General features: G+C 70.9%; 10 protein-coding genes. 9 read left to right on the top strand and 1 reads right to left on the bottom strand.

Annotated elements, in window-relative coordinates; genetic code table 11:
* Window positions 1-134 precede the first annotated feature (134 nt).
* Window positions 135-2,645, bottom strand: a complete 2,511-nt coding sequence (locus FGD71_RS18240) for a DEAD/DEAH box helicase (RefSeq protein ID WP_162931163.1) — start codon at window positions 2,643-2,645, stop codon at window positions 135-137.
* Between the two features lie 81 nt (window positions 2,646-2,726).
* On the opposite strand from FGD71_RS18240, the gene bldG reads away from it, so the two are divergent.
* The 9 genes from bldG (at window position 2,727) to FGD71_RS18190 (ending at window position 17,875) form a co-directional block, all read left to right on the top strand.
* Window positions 2,727-3,068, top strand: a complete 342-nt coding sequence (gene bldG / locus FGD71_RS18235) for an anti-sigma factor antagonist BldG (protein WP_003975386.1) — start codon at window positions 2,727-2,729, stop codon at window positions 3,066-3,068.
* A 149-nt stretch (window positions 3,069-3,217) separates the two neighbouring features.
* Complete coding sequence (locus tag FGD71_RS18230; RefSeq protein WP_119101507.1) at window positions 3,218-3,658, top strand: ATP-binding protein; 441 nt, start codon at window positions 3,218-3,220, stop codon at window positions 3,656-3,658.
* 312 nt (window positions 3,659-3,970) lie between these two features.
* A complete protein-coding gene (locus FGD71_RS18225) occupies window positions 3,971-6,376 on the top strand; it encodes a sodium-translocating pyrophosphatase (protein ID WP_119101506.1) in 2,406 nt (801 codons plus the stop codon).
* A gap of 217 nt (window positions 6,377-6,593) precedes the next feature.
* Window positions 6,594-7,184, top strand: coding sequence for a small secreted protein (locus tag FGD71_RS18220; protein ID WP_119101505.1), 591 nt, complete (start codon window positions 6,594-6,596; stop codon window positions 7,182-7,184).
* Between the two features lie 123 nt (window positions 7,185-7,307).
* Complete coding sequence (locus FGD71_RS18215; RefSeq protein ID WP_119101504.1) at window positions 7,308-8,825, top strand: DUF7059 domain-containing protein; 1,518 nt, start codon at window positions 7,308-7,310, stop codon at window positions 8,823-8,825.
* A 750-nt stretch (window positions 8,826-9,575) separates the two neighbouring features.
* Window positions 9,576-9,773: a hypothetical protein gene (locus FGD71_RS18210; RefSeq protein WP_119101503.1), complete on the top strand. Its 198-nt coding sequence runs from the start codon at window positions 9,576-9,578 to the stop codon at window positions 9,771-9,773.
* Between the two features lie 453 nt (window positions 9,774-10,226).
* Window positions 10,227-13,070, top strand: a complete 2,844-nt coding sequence (gene topA / locus FGD71_RS18200) for a type I DNA topoisomerase (RefSeq protein WP_119101502.1) — start codon at window positions 10,227-10,229, stop codon at window positions 13,068-13,070.
* A gap of 260 nt (window positions 13,071-13,330) precedes the next feature.
* Complete coding sequence (gene tmk, locus FGD71_RS18195) at window positions 13,331-16,507, top strand: dTMP kinase (RefSeq protein ID WP_119101501.1); 3,177 nt, start codon at window positions 13,331-13,333, stop codon at window positions 16,505-16,507.
* Window positions 16,508-16,669: 162 nt separating this feature from the next.
* Window positions 16,670-17,875, top strand: coding sequence for a DNA polymerase III subunit delta' (locus FGD71_RS18190; protein WP_119101500.1), 1,206 nt, complete (start codon window positions 16,670-16,672; stop codon window positions 17,873-17,875).
* The last annotated feature ends 7 nt before the right edge of the window (window positions 17,876-17,882 follow it).

Below are 17,882 nucleotides of genomic sequence, written 5' to 3'. Positions count from 1 at the left end.
CGAGGCCGGTGCGCGCCGCCGGGCACCCGCCGCCTGCCGGGAGTCGCCTGCCGGGAGTCGTCAGCCGGGAGTCGCCGGCCGGGATCGGGGCGCCGGGAGCGGGGCGTAGGGAGGGCGACGCAGCGCCGGGTGCCCTAGCCCTCAGCTCCCTCCCCGACAGCGCTCTCCTGCCCCTCCGGCGCTCCCCGCAGCAGAACCGTCAGCAACCGCACCGCTCCCCGTTTGTGCAGCGGGTCGTTGCCGTTGCCGCACTTGGGGGACTGGATGCAGGACGGGCAGCCGGCCTCGCACTCGCAGGAGGCGATGGCCTGGCGGGTGGCCGTGAGCCACTCGCGGGCCGTGTGGAAGGCGCGTTCCGCGAAGCCCGCGCCGCCCGGGTGGCCGTCGTACACGAAGACCGTGGGAAGGAGGGTGTCCGGGTGCAGCGGGACGGACACGCCGCCGATGTCCCAGCGGTCGCAGGTGGCGAAGAGCGGCAGCATGCCGATCGAGGCGTGCTCGGCGGCGTGCAGGGCGCCGCCGAGGATCTCGGGGTTCACACGGGCGGCGTCGAGCTGGTCCTCGGTGACCATCCACCACACGGCACGCGTGCGGAGCGTACGAGGAGGGAGGTCGAGTTTCGTCTCGCCCAGTACTTCACCGGTGATGACCCGACGACGCAGGAAGGAGACGACTTGATTGGTGACCTCGACAGAGCCGTAGCACAACCGGCCCTCGCCCCAAGGGACTTCGACGTCCGTTTCCAGGACGGAGATGGCCGTGGTGTCGCGGGCGACCGTCGAATACGACGGATCGGCCTCCTCGACCAGGGCGACCGAGTCCTCGAGGTCCAGCTCCTTCACCAGGTACGTACGGCCCTGGTGGAGGTGGACCGCCCCCTCGTGGACGGTGGTGTGCGCGGCCGAGGCGTCGACCGTGCCCAGAAGTCGTCCCGTCGCGGCCTCGACGACCTGGACCGGGTTGCCGCCCTGCCCGCGGATGTCGGCCAGATCGGCGGCCCGCTCCCGGCGCGTCCAGTGCCAAGCCTTCGTACGGCGGCGCAGCAGCTTCGCGGCCTCCAACTGCGGCAGCAGACCGGGGGACGCCGGGCCGAAGAGCGGGAGGTCCTCGTCGGTCAGGGGGAGCTCGGCGGCCGCGGCGCACAGGTGCGGCGCGAGGACGTACGGGTTGTCGGGATCGAGGACGGTGGACTCCACCGGCTGGTCGAACAAGGCCTCCGGGTGGTGCACGAGGAACGTGTCCAGTGGGTCGTCGCGGGCCACCAGGACCGCCAGCGCGCCCTGCCCGGAGCGTCCCGCGCGGCCCGCCTGCTGCCACAGCGAGGCCCTCGTGCCCGGATAGCCCGCGATGACGACGGCGTCCAGTCCGGAGACGTCGATGCCGAGTTCGAGGGCGGTGGTGGCGGCCAGGCCGAGGAGTTCGCCGGAGTGGAGGGCTTGTTCGAGGGCGCGGCGTTCCTCGGGGAGATAGCCGCCCCGGTACGCGGCCACGCGCCGGGCCAGGGAGGGCGCGCCCTCGGCGTCAGCCGCCGATGCCACCGTCGCGAGCCGTTCCTGGGCGATCACCGAGATCAGCTCGGCGCCCCGGCGGGAGCGTACGAAGGCGACGGTGCGCACGTCCTGCAGGACCAGGTCGGTCAGCAGATCGGCGGTCTCGGCGGTTGCCGTCCGGCGGACGGGGGCGCCCTTCTCACCCTGGAGCTCGGTGAGCGGCGGCTCCCAGAGGGCGAACACCAGTTCTCCGCGCGGTGAGGCGTCGTCCGCGACCTCGACGACCGGGAGGCCGGTCAGACGGCGAGCGGCCACCGACGGCTCGGCGGCGGTCGCGGAGGCCAGCAGGAAGACCGGCGACGCGCCGTACCGCGCGCACAGGCGGCGCAGCCGGCGCAGCACCTGGGCCACGTGCGACCCGAAGACGCCGCGATAGGTGTGGCACTCGTCGATGACGACGTAGCGCAGAGCGCGCAGGAAGGAGGACCAGCGGGGGTGCGAGGGCAGTATCCCGAGGTGCAGCATGTCGGGGTTGGTCAGCACGTAGTTGGCGTACTGGCGCACCCACTCGCGCTCCTCGACCGGTGTGTCGCCGTCGTAGACCGCGGGACGCGCCGCGTTGCCCAGAGGATGTGAAAGTTCCTTCACGGCTCGGCACTGGTCCGCGGCGAGGGCCTTGGTCGGTGCCAGGTAGAGGGCGGTGGTGCCACGTCCGTTGGGCGCCTCGGAGCCGTCGAGAAGCGCGGACAGGACCGGTACGAGATAGGCGAGCGACTTGCCGGAGGCCGTTCCCGTGGCGACGACGACCGAATCGCCGTCCAGCGCGTGCTCGGCGGCCCGTGCCTGGTGGGCCCAAGGGTGCTCGATGCCCGCCGCCTGCACCGCGGCGATGACCTCCGAGCGGATCCGGTCAGGCCAGACGGCATGACGCCCCTCGCGTGGGGGCAAGTGCTCCGTATGAGTGATGCGCGAAGCCCGGCTCGGCCCCGAGGCGAGCAGGTCCAGGACCGTGCTCGGAGAGGGGCGAGAAGCGGTGTCCGTCGAGGGTCGATCGGATCGGTGATTCTTGGCCATCGGCATCGAGTGTGTCACTGGCGTGACGGACAATGGGGCCAAGGCGTCGTGCACGCCTGCCGGTAAGTGATTGAATGCCATCGCGGCTGGCGAACCGTCCCGGGGGCTGAAGCCGAGGTGTCCCGAGGGGCGACCGCTCGAATGCAAGGTGCTGGAGGATCCGTGGACCTGTCCCTGTCGACCCGTACCGTCGGCGATCGTACGGTCGTCGAGGTCGGTGGCGAAATCGATGTATATACCGCGCCCAAGCTGCGCGAGCAGCTGGTCGAGCTGGTGAACGACGGCAGTTTTCACCTTGTCGTCGACATGGAGGGCGTGGACTTCCTCGACTCCACCGGTCTCGGCGTACTGGTGGGCGGCCTGAAGCGGGTCCGGGCCCATGAGGGCTCGCTGCGACTGGTCTGCAACCAGGAGCGCATTCTGAAGATCTTCCGCATCACCGGCCTCACCAAGGTGTTCCCGATCCACACCTCGGTCGAGGAAGCGGTAGCGGCCACCGACTGAGTGGTCCTCGGTCGCGATCCGGCGACCGAGCGGCCCTTGGCCGGAGGCCGATCCCGGGCGATGTGTCCGGGACGGAAGAAGTCAACGAGGGGGGTCCGGGCCCGGGGTCCGGACCCCTGACAGCACGCCCGTAGTCCCGAGGGGGATGCATGGCCACCGTTGAACTCCGATTCAGCGCGCTGCCCGAGCACGTCAGGACCGCCCGACTGGTGGCGGCAGCGGTAGCGCGCAGGTCCGGAGTGGACGAGGCCGTCCTCGACGAGGTCAGGCTCGCCGTCGGCGAGGCCTGTACACGGGCCGTCGGCCTGCACCAGAGCAGCGGCATCTCGGCGCCGGTGCGGGTGCTGCTGATCGAGGAGGAGAAACAGTTCTCCATCGAGGTCGGCGACGAGGCGCCGCGCACGGCTCCCGGAGAGAAGGTGCCGGGTGCCTACGGAGCCGATGATCCGGACGCGGAGAGCGAGGAGGACGAGATGGGCCTCGCGGTCATCAGCGGCCTCGTCGACGATGTGGAGGTCACCGCCGGAGAGCACGGCGGACTGATCAGGATGAGCTGGCCGAACACGCCGCCTGCCGCGCTCGTCCCCTGATCTCGACGTCACATCATCTCTTGCCAGAGGGCCCTACCGAGTAGGGCCCTCTGGCATGTCCGCAGGTCGTACCCGCTCGTATAGTGGTCTTGCGCAGCCTTTCGTGAATTGATTCACGATCAATCGCACGATAATGGATCTGCAGTCAATGCCTTTGGGGCATTACCACTTTCGGGTTGCCTGGTGACGCGTGGATCATTTGCTGAAGGGCATGTGAAGGCGAATTCCGCTTACCGCACACTGTTTTGATCAGGTCCTGATCCCTACAATCCGTCCACATCTTGAGCTCAGCCCAAGCGTCAAGGAGGACGAATGGCGGGGCTTTCTACCCCTCATCAGTTTGACCAACCCACAACCCTCGCAGCTGCGGTTCTGACCGACGACAACCGGCTGATCGTGATCTTCATCGCGGTCGTCGCCCTTGCGGCCCTTGTGGTCGCCGGGACCCTGGTGCGCCAGGTACTCGCGGCCGGCGAGGGCACCGACAGCATGAAGAAGATCGCGGTGGCGATCCAGGAGGGCGCGAATGCCTACCTGGGGCGGCAGATGCGCACGCTCGCGGTATTCGCCGTCGTGGTGTTCTTCCTGCTCATGCTGCTGCCCGCGGACGACTGGAATCAGCGCGCCGGACGATCGGTCTTCTTCTTGATCGGCGCGGCATTCTCGGCGACCACCGGTTATATCGGCATGTGGCTCGCCGTGCGCAGCAACGTTCGCGTGGCCGCCGCGGCACGGGAAGCGAGTCCGGCGGAAGGTGAGCCGGAAAAGGATCTCACCGAGGTCTCGCACAAAGCCATGAAGATCGCTTTCCGTACGGGCGGTGTCGTCGGCATGTTCACGGTGGGGCTCGGTCTGCTGGGCGCCTCCTGTGTGGTGCTGGTGTACGCGGCCGACGCGCCGAAAGTCCTGGAGGGCTTCGGTCTCGGCGCCGCACTGATCGCGATGTTCATGCGTGTCGGCGGCGGCATCTTCACCAAGGCCGCCGACGTCGGCGCCGACCTGGTCGGCAAGGTCGAGCAGGGCATTCCGGAGGACGATCCGCGCAATGCCGCGACCATCGCCGACAACGTGGGCGACAACGTCGGCGACTGCGCCGGCATGGCCGCAGACCTCTTCGAGTCGTACGCCGTCACGCTCGTCGCCGCGCTGATCCTCGGCAAGGCGGCGTTCGGCGATTTCGGGCTCGCCTTCCCGCTGATCGTTCCCGCGATCGGTGTGATCACGGCGATGATCGGCATCTTCGCGGTGGCCCCGCGCCGAACCGACCGCAGTGGCATGAGCGCCATCAACCGCGGGTTCTTCATCTCCGCGGTGATCTCGCTCGCGCTGGTCGCGATCGCGGCCTTCGTCTATCTCCCGTCCTCGTACGCGGGACTGGACGGGGTCACGGACGAGGAGATCATCGGCCATGGCGGCGACCCGCGGATCCTCGCGCTCGTCGCGGTCGCCGTAGGCATCGTGCTGGCCGCGCTGATCCAGCAGCTGACCGGCTACTTCACCGAGACCACCCGCCGGCCTGTACGGGACATCGGCAAGACCTCGCTCACGGGCCCGGCCACCGTCGTGCTCGCCGGTATCTCCGTCGGCCTCGAGTCGGCCGTCTACACCGCCCTGCTGATCGGCCTCGGCGTGTACGGGGCCTTCCTGCTCGGCGGTACGTCGATCATGCTGGCGCTCTTCGCGGTGGCGCTGGCCGGTACCGGTCTGCTCACCACGGTCGGCGTCATCGTCGCCATGGACACCTTCGGTCCGGTCTCCGACAACGCGCAGGGCATCGCCGAGATGTCCGGTGACGTCGAGGGCGCGGGCGCGCAGGTGCTCACCGACCTCGACGCCGTGGGCAACACGACGAAGGCCATCACCAAGGGCATCGCCATCGCCACGGCGGTCCTCGCGGCCTCGGCGCTCTTCGGCTCGTACCGTGACGCGATCCTCACGGCCGCGAACGAAGTGGGCGAGAAGGTCTCCGGCGAGGGCGCGCCGATGAACCTGATGATGGACATCTCGCAGCCCAACAACCTGGTCGGGCTCATCGCGGGTGCCGCGGTCGTCTTCCTCTTCTCGGGGCTGGCGATCAACGCGGTGTCGCGGTCCGCCGGGGCCGTGGTCTACGAGGTGCGGCGGCAGTTCCGCGAGCATCCCGGGATCATGGACTACACCGAGAAGCCCGAGTACGGGCGCGTCGTCGACATCTGCACCAAGGACGCGCTGCGCGAACTGGCCACGCCCGGCCTGCTCGCCGTACTGACGCCGATCGCGATCGGCTTCACGCTCGGGGTCGGCGCGCTCGGCGCGTTCCTCGCGGGCGCGATCGGCACCGGGACGCTGATGGCGGTCTTCCTCGCCAACTCCGGCGGCGCGTGGGACAACGCGAAGAAGCTCGTCGAGGACGGTCACCACGGCGGCAAGGGCAGCGAGGCCCATGCCGCGACGGTGATCGGTGACACGGTCGGCGACCCCTTCAAGGACACCGCGGGTCCCGCAATCAACCCTCTCCTGAAGGTGATGAACCTGGTGGCGCTGCTCATCGCGCCGGCGGTCGTCAAGTTCTCGTTCGGGGAGGACAAGAGCGTGGGCATGCGCGTACTCATCGCGGTGCTCTCGCTCGCCGTGATCGTGGGCGCGGTGTACGTGTCCAAGCGGCGCGGGATCGCCGTGAGTGACGAAGGCAACTCCGAGCGGGCCGCCAAGTCTCCGGACGCGGCGGTGGTTTCGTGAGCGGTTCTTCCGAGGCCCGCCCTTAGGGCTGGTCAGGTTCCGCCTCAACGGGCGGGCGGGCGGCGCGTGTTGGCGTGCCGTCCGCCCGCCCGTCTGTGTTCACGCCGTGTTCGTGAGCCTTATCTCGCTTGGTGCAAATGGCTACAATAAGGGACAGATTGGATGCTCGCCGTGTGGATGTCGTCGACTTGGCGTGTATGTTCCGGGGCCGAGAGCCATGGAAGGGACCAATCCGGTGAACAAGAAGCTCGCGGCCGCACTGTCCGGCGGTGCGGTACTGGTACTGGCGCTGTCAGGATGCGGCGGCGACGACAGCAGCGACAAGCTGAACTCCTGGGCGAAGCAGGTCTGTGACGCGGTGCAGCCCCAGGCGAAGAAGATCGAGGCCGCCAACGCTTCCATCCAGAAGCAGACCTCGGACAACAGCACGCCGGAGGACGTCCAGAAGACGGACTCCCAGGCTTTCCAGGACATGTCCGACGCCTACAAGGCGATGGGTTCCGCCGTGAAAACGGCAGGGGCTCCGGACGTCGAGGGCGGCGAGAAGAAGCAGACGGACGCCGTCACGGAACTCAGCTCCATCTCCTCGTCGTATGCCGACCTCAAGAAGCAGATCGACGGTCTCGACACGAAGGACCAGGGGAAGTTCGCCGACGGGCTCAAGGACATCGCCACCGAGCTGGACAAGCTGAGCCAGAGCGGCAACGACGCTCTCAGCAAGCTGGAGGAGGGCGAGGTCCGCAAGGCGATGGCCAAGCAGGAGAGCTGCAAGTCCGCCTCCCCGGCTCCGTCGGTCACCAACGGCTGACCCCAGGGAGACCGATCGTTCGTCAACCGAAGGAGGGCCCGGTACGCGCGCGTGCCGGGCCCCTCGGCACGGGTGTCCACAGGCGCACGCTCCGCCGTGGGCGGGAACGGACACAATGGAGGCGTGAGTAACCCCAGCCTGGCACCGCTGCCCTCGTCCGACCGTCCCGACGTCACCGCGCGGCTGCGGGACGCCCTCCTGAGCGCCTCCTTCAGTGCCGACGGCCTGCTCGATCTGCTGGGCGCCCCCGCGTACGCGGCGCTGGCGCGGAGCGAGACCGTCCCCGCTCTACGGGCGACCCGGGGGGACACGCCACTGGAGACGCTCGTACGGCTCTTCCTGCTGCAGCAGCCGGTGCCGCACGCGCGCCTGGCGGACGTACTGCCGGTGGAGGGGTGCCTGGAGAGCGGATGGCTGACCCGGACCGGCGGGGACGAGGTCGCGGCCACGGTCGACGTCCGGCCGTACGGAGGGCCCGGCGGCGAGGACTGGTTCATCGTCTCGGACCTGGGCTGCGCGGTCGGCGGAGCCGGCGGCATCGGCAGCCGGGACGAGCGGGTCGTACTCGGCGTGGGCGGCGCTTCCACCACCCTGGCCGGCATCACGGTACGGACGTCCGTCGCGTCCGCGCTCGACATCGGCGCCGGCTCCGGGATCCAGGCGCTGCACGCCGCACAGCACGCCACGCGGGTCACCGCCACCGACCTCAACCCGCGCGCACTGCACATCACCGCCCTCACGCTCGCGCTGTCCGGCGCGCCGGCGGCCGATCTGCGCGAGGGCCCGCTCTTCGAGCCGGTGGCCGAGGAGACGTACGACCTGATCGTCTCGAACCCGCCCTTCGTCATCTCTCCCGGCGCCCGGCTCACCTATCGCGACGGCGGGATGGGCGGGGACGATCTGTGCCGCACGCTCGTCCAGCAGGCGGGAGAGCGGCTCAACGACGGCGGGTACGCGCAGTTTCTCGCCAACTGGCAGCACGTGGAAGGGGAGGACTGGCAGGACCGGCTCCGGTCGTGGGTGCCGCGTGGGTGCGATGCCTGGATCGTGCAGCGTGAGGTGCAGGACATCACGCAGTATGCCGAGTTGTGGCTGCGGGACGCGGGCGACCACCGCTCGGATCCGGTGGAGTACCGGGCGCGGTACGACGCGTGGCTCGACGAGTTCGAGGCGCGGAAGGTCAGGTCCGTCGGCTTCGGGTGGATCACCCTGCGCAAGTCGGGGGCGGCGCAGCCGTCGATCGTCGCGGAGGAGTGGCCGCATCCCGTCGAACAGCCGCTCGGCGAGACCGTGCGCGCGCACTTCGACCGCGTCGACTATCTCCGCGCCCACGACGACGCGGCCCTGCTCGCCGGGCAGTTCAAACTCGCGGGCGAGATCGTGCAGGAGCAGGTCGGGCTGCCGGGCGCCGAGGATCCGGAGCATGTCGTGCTGCGCCAGCACCGCGGGATGCGGAGGGCCACACAGGTGGACACGGTGGGGGCGGGCTTCGCGGGCGTGTGCGACGGCACACTGAGCGCCGGGCGGATTCTGGATGCCATCGCGCAACTGGTCGGCGAGGACCCTGTGTTGCTGCGGGACCGGACGCCCGCGCAGATTCGCCTGCTGATTGAGCAGGGGTTTCTCGAACCGGCGGGGTGACGCGAGAGGGGCGGGACCCGCGACGCCCGGGGCGCTCGCCGGAGCGGGGCAGGGCGGCGCCCTCGCGTTGGGCGGTTCACTACCGCAGCAGGCTTCGTACACGCCCACGACCGCAGCACCGGCGCCGCACACTCCCCAGACCCCACACCGCGCAGACGCCGCACACTCCGGGCGGCACCGTCGGGGGCGGACTCCTGGCAGGGCTCCGGCTCCCGGAGCCCGTACGAGTCAGGGAATCCGTACGCGAGCGATCCGCCCCGCCCTACGCGGGCGCTGGTTTCGCCGCGTCTTATGCGGGTGGACCGCCGGGGCAGTCCGGTTCCGAGGTCCTCAGGGCGGGCGGCGCCGTAAGTTCCCCGCCTGGGCGGTCGTCGGGCTCGGCGGTGACGACGACGAAAAGGCGAAGGAGGACTGGCCGGACGGCCATGTCGTGGCAGTCGACACGGCGACCGACTGCGCCAACGGTGTGATCGGCTGTGGCTGCTGGTGTGGACACTGCGGCCAGCCGCTGAGGTCCTGGGGCTCGGGGCCTTGGGGGCACTTTCCGGGCCCCTGGGATCAATGGGGTCACTGGGATCGATTGGGTCGCTGGGGTCGCTGGGGTCTCCGGGGCCCAGGGGACCTGGAGACCCGGCCCCTTGGGTCCCCCGCGGGGCGGATACGCCCCGAATTCACCGTGGGTTCGCGTTCCGGCCTCCTGGAGGTGTCAGCCTCCCGTCCTTGGGCACCCCAAAGCGGAGGGAACGAACCATGGAGAGCGGACCGGCGATCTTTACGGGAGCGGTGTTCGCCCTGTTCGGAGCCGGACTGCTGGTGTGGACCGCGGCCCGGCTGAGGCACGGCGGACCCGTTGCCGACGGGGTGAGTCCGGTCGCCTCGGCGATGGTCGCGAGCTTTGCCGGGGCCTGCGCTCTCCTCCTCGCGGTGTGGTGCTTCACCCACGTCTGAGAAGACCGGGCTCCGGCGTGACCGAAGACCTGGTTCCGGTGTGACCGAAGACCGGATCCCGGTGTGACTCCAGTCTCCGGAGGATCGGCCTCCGGTCACTGGAGCGCACGCCTCCGGTCTCCGAAGTGCCCGACTCCACCGATCCGGAGTGTCGGCTTCCGGCAGGCGGGAGTTGTCGTCTCGGGAAGGTCGGCCGGCCGGATCACCCGCCGTCGCCATCTTGCCGTTCGGTAATTGATAGGTAACCCTCCGGATAGGGTCGAAGTGGCTGGTCCACACTCCGGGCGGCAGGAATGGCGGGAGTCGGGTTACCGTTCGAGTGGCCGTTGCGAGCTTTTCCCGTTTGACACGGGGGCGGGATGTACCGTCACACTCCGCAGCGTCAGCATGACCGACCCTCGGGAACAAAGCCCGGGGCGAGACCCCCCGCGTCGACCGGAGAGAAGAGCGAAGTTGTCCCCGACCAGCGAGACCGCACACGGCGGCCGCCGACTCGTCATCGTCGAGTCGCCTGCCAAGGCGAAGACGATCAAGGGCTACCTGGGCCCCGGCTACGTCGTCGAAGCGAGCGTCGGGCACATCCGCGACCTCCCGAACGGCGCCGCGGAAGTCCCCGAGAAGTACACGGGCGAGGTCCGACGCCTCGGCGTGGACGTCGAGCACGACTTCCAGCCCATCTATGTCGTCAACGCCGACAAGCGAGCGCAGGTCAAGAAGCTCAAGGACCTCCTGCGCGACTCAGACGAGCTCTTCCTCGCCACCGATGAGGACCGCGAGGGCGAGGCCATCGCGTGGCACCTCCAGGAGGTGCTCAAGCCCAAGGTCCCGGTCAAGCGGATGGTCTTCCACGAGATCACCAAGGCCGCGATCCAGGCCGCCGTCGCCAACCCGCGCGAGCTCAACCAGAAGCTCGTCGACGCCCAGGAGACGCGCCGTATCCTCGACCGCCTCTACGGCTACGAGGTGTCGCCGGTCCTGTGGAAGAAGGTCATGCCGCGTCTGTCGGCGGGCCGTGTCCAGTCCGTGGCGACCCGGCTGGTCGTCGAGCGTGAGCGCGAGCGCATCGCCTTCCGCTCGGCCGAGTACTGGGACCTGACGGGCACCTTCGGTACGGGCCGCGCAGGCGACCGGAGCGACCCGTCCTCCCTGGTCGCTCGCCTGACGACGGTCGACGGCAGGCGCGTCGCCCAGGGGCGTGACTTCGACTCGCTCGGGCAGCTGAAGAGCGCGAACACCCTGCACCTGGACGAGGCGAACGCCCGGGCGCTCGCCGCCGCCCTGGAACACACAAACTTCTCCGTACGGTCCGTCGAGTCGAAGCCGTACCGCCGCTCGCCGTACGCGCCGTTCCGCACGACGACGATGCAGCAGGAGGCCTCGCGCAAGCTCGGCTTCGGTGCGAAGGCCACGATGCAGGTGGCGCAGAAGCTGTACGAGAACGGCTTCATCACCTACATGCGTACGGACTCCACGACCCTCTCGGACACGGCGGTCGCCGCCGCCCGCGCGCAGGTCACCCAGCTGTACGGCGCCGACTACCTGCCGGACCGGCCGCGGACGTACGCCGGGAAGGTCAAGAACGCGCAGGAGGCGCACGAGGCGATCCGCCCCTCCGGCGACCGCTTCCGCACGCCCGCCGAGACCGGACTGACCGGCGACCAGTTCAAGCTCTACGAGCTGATCTGGAAGCGGACCGTCGCCTCTCAGATGAAGGACGCGACCGGGAACTCCGTCACGGTGAAGATCGGTGGCACGGCCTCCGACGGCCGCGACGCCGAGTTCAGCGCGTCCGGCAAGACCATCACCTTCCACGGCTTCCTGAAGGCGTACGTCGAGGGCGCGGACGACCCGAACGCCGAACTCGACGACCGTGAGCGCCGGCTGCCGCAGGTCAGCCAGGGCGACCCGCTGTCCGCCGACGAGATCTCGGTCGACGGCCACGCCACCAAGCCCCCGGCCCGCTACACCGAGGCCAGCCTGGTCAAGGAGCTCGAAGAGCGCGAGATCGGCCGCCCGTCGACGTACGCGTCGATCATCGGGACCATCCTCGACCGCGGTTACGTGTTCAAGAAGGGCACGGCCCTGGTGCCGTCCTTCCTGTCCTTCGCCGTGGTCAACCTTCTGGAGAAGCACTTCGGTCGGCTCGTCGACTACGGCTTCACCGCCAAGATGGAGGACGACCTCGACCGCATCGCGCGGGGCGAGGCGCAGTCCGTGCCGTGGCTGAAGCGGTTCTACTTCGGCGACACCGCCCCCGACAGCGGCTCCGCCACGGCGAACGGCGTCGGCACCGCGGCCGAGGCGGGCAACGGCGACGGGGACCACCTCGGCGGCCTCAAGGAGCTCGTCACCGACCTGGGCGCGATCGACGCACGCGAGGTGTCGTCGTTCCCCGTGGGCGACGGCATCGTGCTGCGCGTCGGGCGCTACGGCCCCTACGTCGAGCGCGGTGAGAAGGACTCCGAGATCCACCAGCGCGCGGACGTCCCGGACGATCTGGCTCCGGACGAGCTGTCGGTGGAGTACGCGGAGGAGCTGCTCGCCAAGCCGAGCGGTGACTTCGAGCTGGGCGCCGACCCGGTCACCGGCCACCAGATCGTCGCCAAGGACGGGCGCTACGGGCCGTACGTCACCGAGGTGCTCCCCGAGGGCACTCCGAAGACCGGCAAGAACGCCGTCAAGCCGCGTACGGCGTCGCTCTTCAAGTCGATGTCCCTGGACACGGTGACCCTGGAGGACGCGCTCAAGCTGATGTCGCTGCCGCGCGTCGTCGGCAAGGACGCCGAGGGCGTGGAGATCACCGCGCAGAACGGGCGCTACGGGCCGTACCTGAAGAAGGGCACCGACTCGCGCTCGCTCCAGTCCGAGGAGCAGCTCTTCACGATCACGCTGGAAGAGGCGCTGGAGATCTACTCCCAGCCCAAGCAGCGTGGCCGCGCCGCCGCAAAGCCGCCGCTGAAGGAGCTCGGCGAGGACCCGGTCAGCGGGAAGCCGGTCGTCGTCAAGGACGGGCGCTTCGGGCCGTACGTCACCGACGGCGAGACCAACGCGACCCTCCGGTCCGGCGACAGCGTCGAGACGATCACTCCGGAGCGCGGTTTCGAGCTGCTCGCGGAGAAGCGGGCGAAGGGGCCCGCCAAGAAGACGACGAAGAAGGCCGCGGCCAAGAAGACGGCCACCAAGAAGGCCCCTGCCAAGAAGACGGCCGCCAAGAAGACGGCGGCTTCGAAGACGGCCGCGAAGAAGGCCCCCGCCAAGAAGGCAGCCGCCAAGAAGTCGGCGGCTTCCGAGGGCTGAGCTCGCGCCTTCGGGCCGCGGCGGGCCTTCGCGCCCGCGGTGGTCGCTCCTTCGCGCATCGACGCCGCAGCGATCGTGCATCGATCGCCGCGGCGTTCGTGCGTTCGCCCCGGAGGAAAGTCGTCCGGCGAGGGCCGAACGGAGCGCGGCGGCCCCTCCGGAGGCCTCGCGTCCGTATGTGCGGCGCCCCTCGGAGGCCTTGCGTCCGCATGTGTCGGGCTCCTTTTCGGGGCGTCAGCGCCTGCCGATAGGCTGAATGCATGACGCGAGCCGAGCAGCCTACGGCCCAGACAGCGGCCCCCGACGAAGCCCTGGTCGCAGACTCCCGGGAGCGCGCTGTCCGCGCCCTGCTGCGTCGGCCGCAGCTGAAGCGGTTGTGGAGCGCCCAGTTGGTGGGCGATGTCGGCGACGCCCTCGCGTTGCTCGTCCTGGTCGTCCTGGCCTTCCAGGCCGCGATCGCCGAAGCCTCCTTCGGCGGCGGCTACCGAGGAGTGGCGCTCGCCGTCGCAGCGGTCTTCGGGACGCGCGTTCTGGCGACACTGCTCTTCGGGGCCGTGCTCCTCGGACCGCTCACCTCTCTCACCTCGCCGGACGGGCCGCTCGACCGCCGCTGGACCATGGTCGTCGCGGACGGCCTGCGGGTCGCGCTGCTGATCATCGCGCCCCTGTGGATCGACTGGACGCCCGAGGACGCGCTCGCCGTGATCCTGGTGACCGCGTTCGTGACGGGGGTCGCCGAGCGCTTCTGGACGGTGTGCCGCGAGAGTGCGGCGCCCGCGCTGCTGCCCCCGCCGCCCCCGGAGGGCGCTTCGGTCCGCCCGCTGCCGGACCACATGGACGCACTGCGTCGCCTGTCGCTGCGTACGGGATTCGTGGCGGTGCCTCTCGCGGCTGCCGCCCTCGTCCTGGCCGGGCTCGTCAACAACCTGCTCGGTGCCGGACTGGCCTGGTTCGACCAGCACCAGGCGGCGCTCGCGTCGTACGTCTGCGCGGGCCTGTTCGCCGCGTCCCTGTCGGTACTCACGTTCCTCGAACTGCCCGACGCGCGCACCCCGCGCGCGCGGTCGCCGCTCGAGGGCCTGCGCCGCCCCAAGACCGGCACCGGCGTCGACAAGGGGCGCACCGGCGCGATTCCGCTGCTGGTCTTCGCCTGCGCGGCCGTCGGCGGGGCGGTCGCTGCCGCCGTGGCCGTCGCCGTGCTGCACGCCAAGGACCTGGGCGGCGGACCGGTGACGTACGGGCTGCTCGTGCTCGCGCTGACCGGTGGCACGGTCGCCGGGATCCGTACGGCACCTTCCCTGCTGCCGTCCCTCTCGCGGCGCCGGCTGCTCGCCCTGGCGATCGCCTTCACGGGGGTCGCGCTGCTCGCAGCCGGGCTCGTCCCGGACGTCGCCACGGTGATCCTGATCGTGGCGCTCGCCGGCGTCGGCGCGGGCGTCGCCGCGAACACCGGGCACACGCTGCTCGACCAGGAGACCGAGGACGACCGGCGGGCGCGGACGACGGAGCACCTGCACGCGGTCGTACGGGTCTACGTCGCCCTGGGCGCCGTGATGGGCCCCGTGGTGGCGTCGGCCATCGGGCGGCACCGGCTGGAGAGCGGCAAGTTCGTGTTCGCGCACGGCGGCGCCGCCTTCACCCTGATGCTCGTCGGCGCGCTGCTGCTGCCGGTCGCCGCACTGGTGCTGGCCAAGATCGACGACCGTTCCGGGGTGCCGCTGCGCCACGACCTGAGGGACGCGCTGCGCGGCGGGGACGACCCCGTGCAGGCGCAAGCCACCGCCGGCTTCTTCATCGCTCTGGAGGGTGGCGACGGGGCCGGGAAGTCGACGCAGGCCGAGACACTCGCGGAGTGGATCCGGGCCAAGGGGCACGAGGTCGTGCTGACGCGCGAGCCGGGCGCCACCCCCGTCGGGAAGCGGCTGCGGTCGATCCTGCTGGACGTGTCCTCGGCCGGGCTGTCGCACCGGGCCGAGGCGCTGCTGTACGCCGCGGACCGCGCCGAGCACGTGGACACCGTGGTGCGGCCCGCGCTGGAGCGGGGCGCGGTCGTGATCTCGGACCGGTACATCGACTCCTCTGTGGCGTACCAGGGAGCGGGGCGTGACCTCTCCCCGACCGAGATCGCCCGTATCAACCGCTGGGCGACGAACGGGCTCGTACCGCATCTGACGGTGCTGCTCGACGTGTCGCCGGAAGCCGCCCGCGAGCGGTTCACGGAGGCGCCGGACCGGCTGGAGTCGGAGCCCGCCGAGTTCCACGCGCGCGTGCGGTCCGGTTTTCTGACGCTCGCGGCCGCCGACCCCACGCGCTACCTGGTGGTCGACGCCGGGCAGGAGCCCGAGTCGGTCACCACCGTCATCCGGCATCGGCTCGACATGCTGCTGCCGCTCTCCGAGGCCGAGGTGAAGGCCCAGGAGGAGGCCCGTAAGGCGGCCGAGGAGGAGGCGCGGCGGCGCGCCGAGGAAGAGGCCGCCCGCAAGGCCGAGGAGGAGCGCCTGGAGCGCGAGCGCCAGGAGCAGCTCGCCCGGCTGCGCGCGGAGGAAGAGGAGCGCAAGAAGCGCGAGCTGGAGGAGGCGCAGCGGCGCGAGGCCGAGCGGCAGGCCGAGGAGGCCCGGCAGCGGGCCGAAGAGGCACGGCGGCGCGCCGAGGAGGAGCGGGCGCGGCGGCTCGCCGAGGAGCAGGCGCGCGCGGCCGAGCAGGAGCGTCTGCGCAAGCAGGCCGCCGAGGAGGCGCGGCTCCGCGCGGAGGCGGAGGAGCGGCGCCTGGAGAAGCAGCGGAAGGCCGAGGAGGCGCTGGTCCGGGCCGAGGAGGCCCGGAGGGCGGCGGCAGCGGCTTCGGCGGCTGCGACGGCGGCGGCCGCGGGTTCTCCCTCTGCCGGTACGGAGGATTCCGGATCGTCGGGGACCGCGAGTGACAACGAGACCACGGTGCCGACGCCCATCGTGACCCCGACGAACGCGCCGACGAACGCGCCGAAGAACACGCCGGCGAACTCGCCCGCGGGACCGAACGACGAGACCACCGTGCTGCCTCCCGTGGCGCCCCAGGGCACCGGCCCGGACGCCGAGGAAACGGCCGTGCTGCCGCAGCCTCCGGAGCCGCAGGGGGCCGCCGATGAGACGGCCGTCCTTCCTCCCGTACGAGAGGACCGTGCCGCGCGGGATGACCGCGGGGGCGGGCGGACGAGCGACTCGACGGACGACCGGGTGCCGCCGGGGTACTTCCGGGACGAGTCGCCGAGGCCCGACGGCTCCGACGCCCGCACACGCGAGCTGCCCCAGTTCGACGCCGAGGACGGCTCCCATCGACGTTCACGCTCGGACTGGGCGGAGGAGACCCCGCTCGACGATCTTCCGTCGCTGGCGGACGAGCTGCTGGGCCCGCGCGAGGACGAGGGCTGGGACGAGGGGCGGGGGCGCCGCCGGGGCCGCTGACGTACGGCGTCGGCGTCGGCGGCGGCGTGCACGCTGCCGGGATCTGATCGATCTGGCCGGGGCCGCCGCATCCACGGCGCCGGCTGCCGTGCCTGCGTTGTCAGTCCCCTCCCGCACAATGGGACGCGGCAGGGCACGTGCGCGACGGAAGGCGGCAACCGGATGCCCGTATGGGACGACCTGGTGGGGCAGGAGAAGGTGAGCGCGCAGCTCGAAGCCGCCGCCCGGGACGCCGACACCCTGGTCACGGCGGTGGCCGCCGGCACCCCGCTCCCCGAGGCGTCGAAGATGACGCACGCCTGGCTGTTCACGGGCCCGCCGGGCTCGGGCCGCTCCACCGCGGCAAGGGCCTTCGCGGCGGCCCTCCACTGCCTCAGCCCCGACCGCGCCCTCGGCGGAGTCCCCGGCTGCGGGTTCTGCGACGGCTGCCACACGAGTCTGATCGGCACCCACGCCGACGTGGAGATCGTCCGCACGGATCTGCTCTCCATCGGCGTCAAGGAGACCCGCGACCTGGTCCGCCGCGCCCAGATGTCCCCGGCCGGCGGCCGCTGGCAGGTCATCGTCTTGGAGGACGCCGACCGCCTCACGGAGGGCGCGGGCAACGTACTGCTGAAGGCCGTCGAGGAGCCCGCCCCCCGCACGGTCTGGCTCCTGTGCGCGCCCTCCATCGAGGACGTACTGCCCACCATCCGCTCCCGCTGCCGCCTCCTCACGCTCCGGACGCCTCCCGTGGCCGCGGTCGCCGACGTCCTCGTACGCCGCGACGGCATCGAGCCGGACGTGGCGGCCATCGCCGCCCGCGCCACCCAGGGCCACATCGGCCGTGCTCGCCGCCTGGCCACGGACGCGCGCGCCCGCGAGCGCCGCGCGGCCGTCCTCAGGCTCCCGCTCCGCATCGACGACGTCGGCGGCTGCCTCAAGGCGGCCCAGGAGCTGATCGACGCGGCCGCCGAGGACGCCAAGCAGATGGCCGAGGAGATCGACGCCAAGGAGACCGAGGAGCTGAAAGCGGCGCTCGGCGCGGCCCAGGGCGGCCGCATGCCGCGCGGCACCGCGGGTGTGGTGAAGGAGCTGGAGGACAAGCAGAAGCGCCGCAGAACGCGTACGCAGCGCGACACCCTGGACCTCGCCCTGATCGACCTCACCGCTTTCTACCGCGATGTCCTGGCCCTCCAGCTCGGCACCAGCGTCGCCCTCGCCAACACGGAGATGCAGGACACGCTGGAGCGCCTCGCGCGAGGGACGTCCCCCGAAGCCACGCTGCGCCGCATAGACGCGATCGCCGCCTGCCGCGAGGCCCTCGACCGCAATGTGGCGCCGCTGCTGGCGGTGGAGGCGATGACGATGGCATTGCGGGCGGGGTGAACGGGGC

It is taken from the genome of Streptomyces sporangiiformans, assembly GCF_005768555.2.
GTDB classification, from domain to species: domain Bacteria; phylum Actinomycetota; class Actinomycetes; order Streptomycetales; family Streptomycetaceae; genus Streptomyces; species Streptomyces sporangiiformans.
Note: the sequence above shows the minus strand (reverse complement) of the source record. Positions and strands in the feature narration are given on the sequence as shown.

Coding starts and splice junctions, on each gene's coding strand:
- tmk (WP_119101501.1), top strand. CDS start 13,331: ATGACGCGAGCCGAGCAGCCTACGGCCCAGACAGCGGCCCCCGACGAA.
- FGD71_RS18230 (WP_119101507.1), top strand. CDS start 3,218: ATGGCCACCGTTGAACTCCGATTCAGCGCGCTGCCCGAGCACGTCAGG.
- FGD71_RS18225 (WP_119101506.1), top strand. CDS start 3,971: ATGGCGGGGCTTTCTACCCCTCATCAGTTTGACCAACCCACAACCCTC.
- FGD71_RS18220 (WP_119101505.1), top strand. CDS start 6,594: ATGGAAGGGACCAATCCGGTGAACAAGAAGCTCGCGGCCGCACTGTCC.
- FGD71_RS18210 (WP_119101503.1), top strand. CDS start 9,576: ATGGAGAGCGGACCGGCGATCTTTACGGGAGCGGTGTTCGCCCTGTTC.
- FGD71_RS18190 (WP_119101500.1), top strand. CDS start 16,670: ATGCCCGTATGGGACGACCTGGTGGGGCAGGAGAAGGTGAGCGCGCAG.
- FGD71_RS18240 (WP_162931163.1), bottom strand. CDS start 2,645: ATGGCATTCAATCACTTACCGGCAGGCGTGCACGACGCCTTGGCCCCA.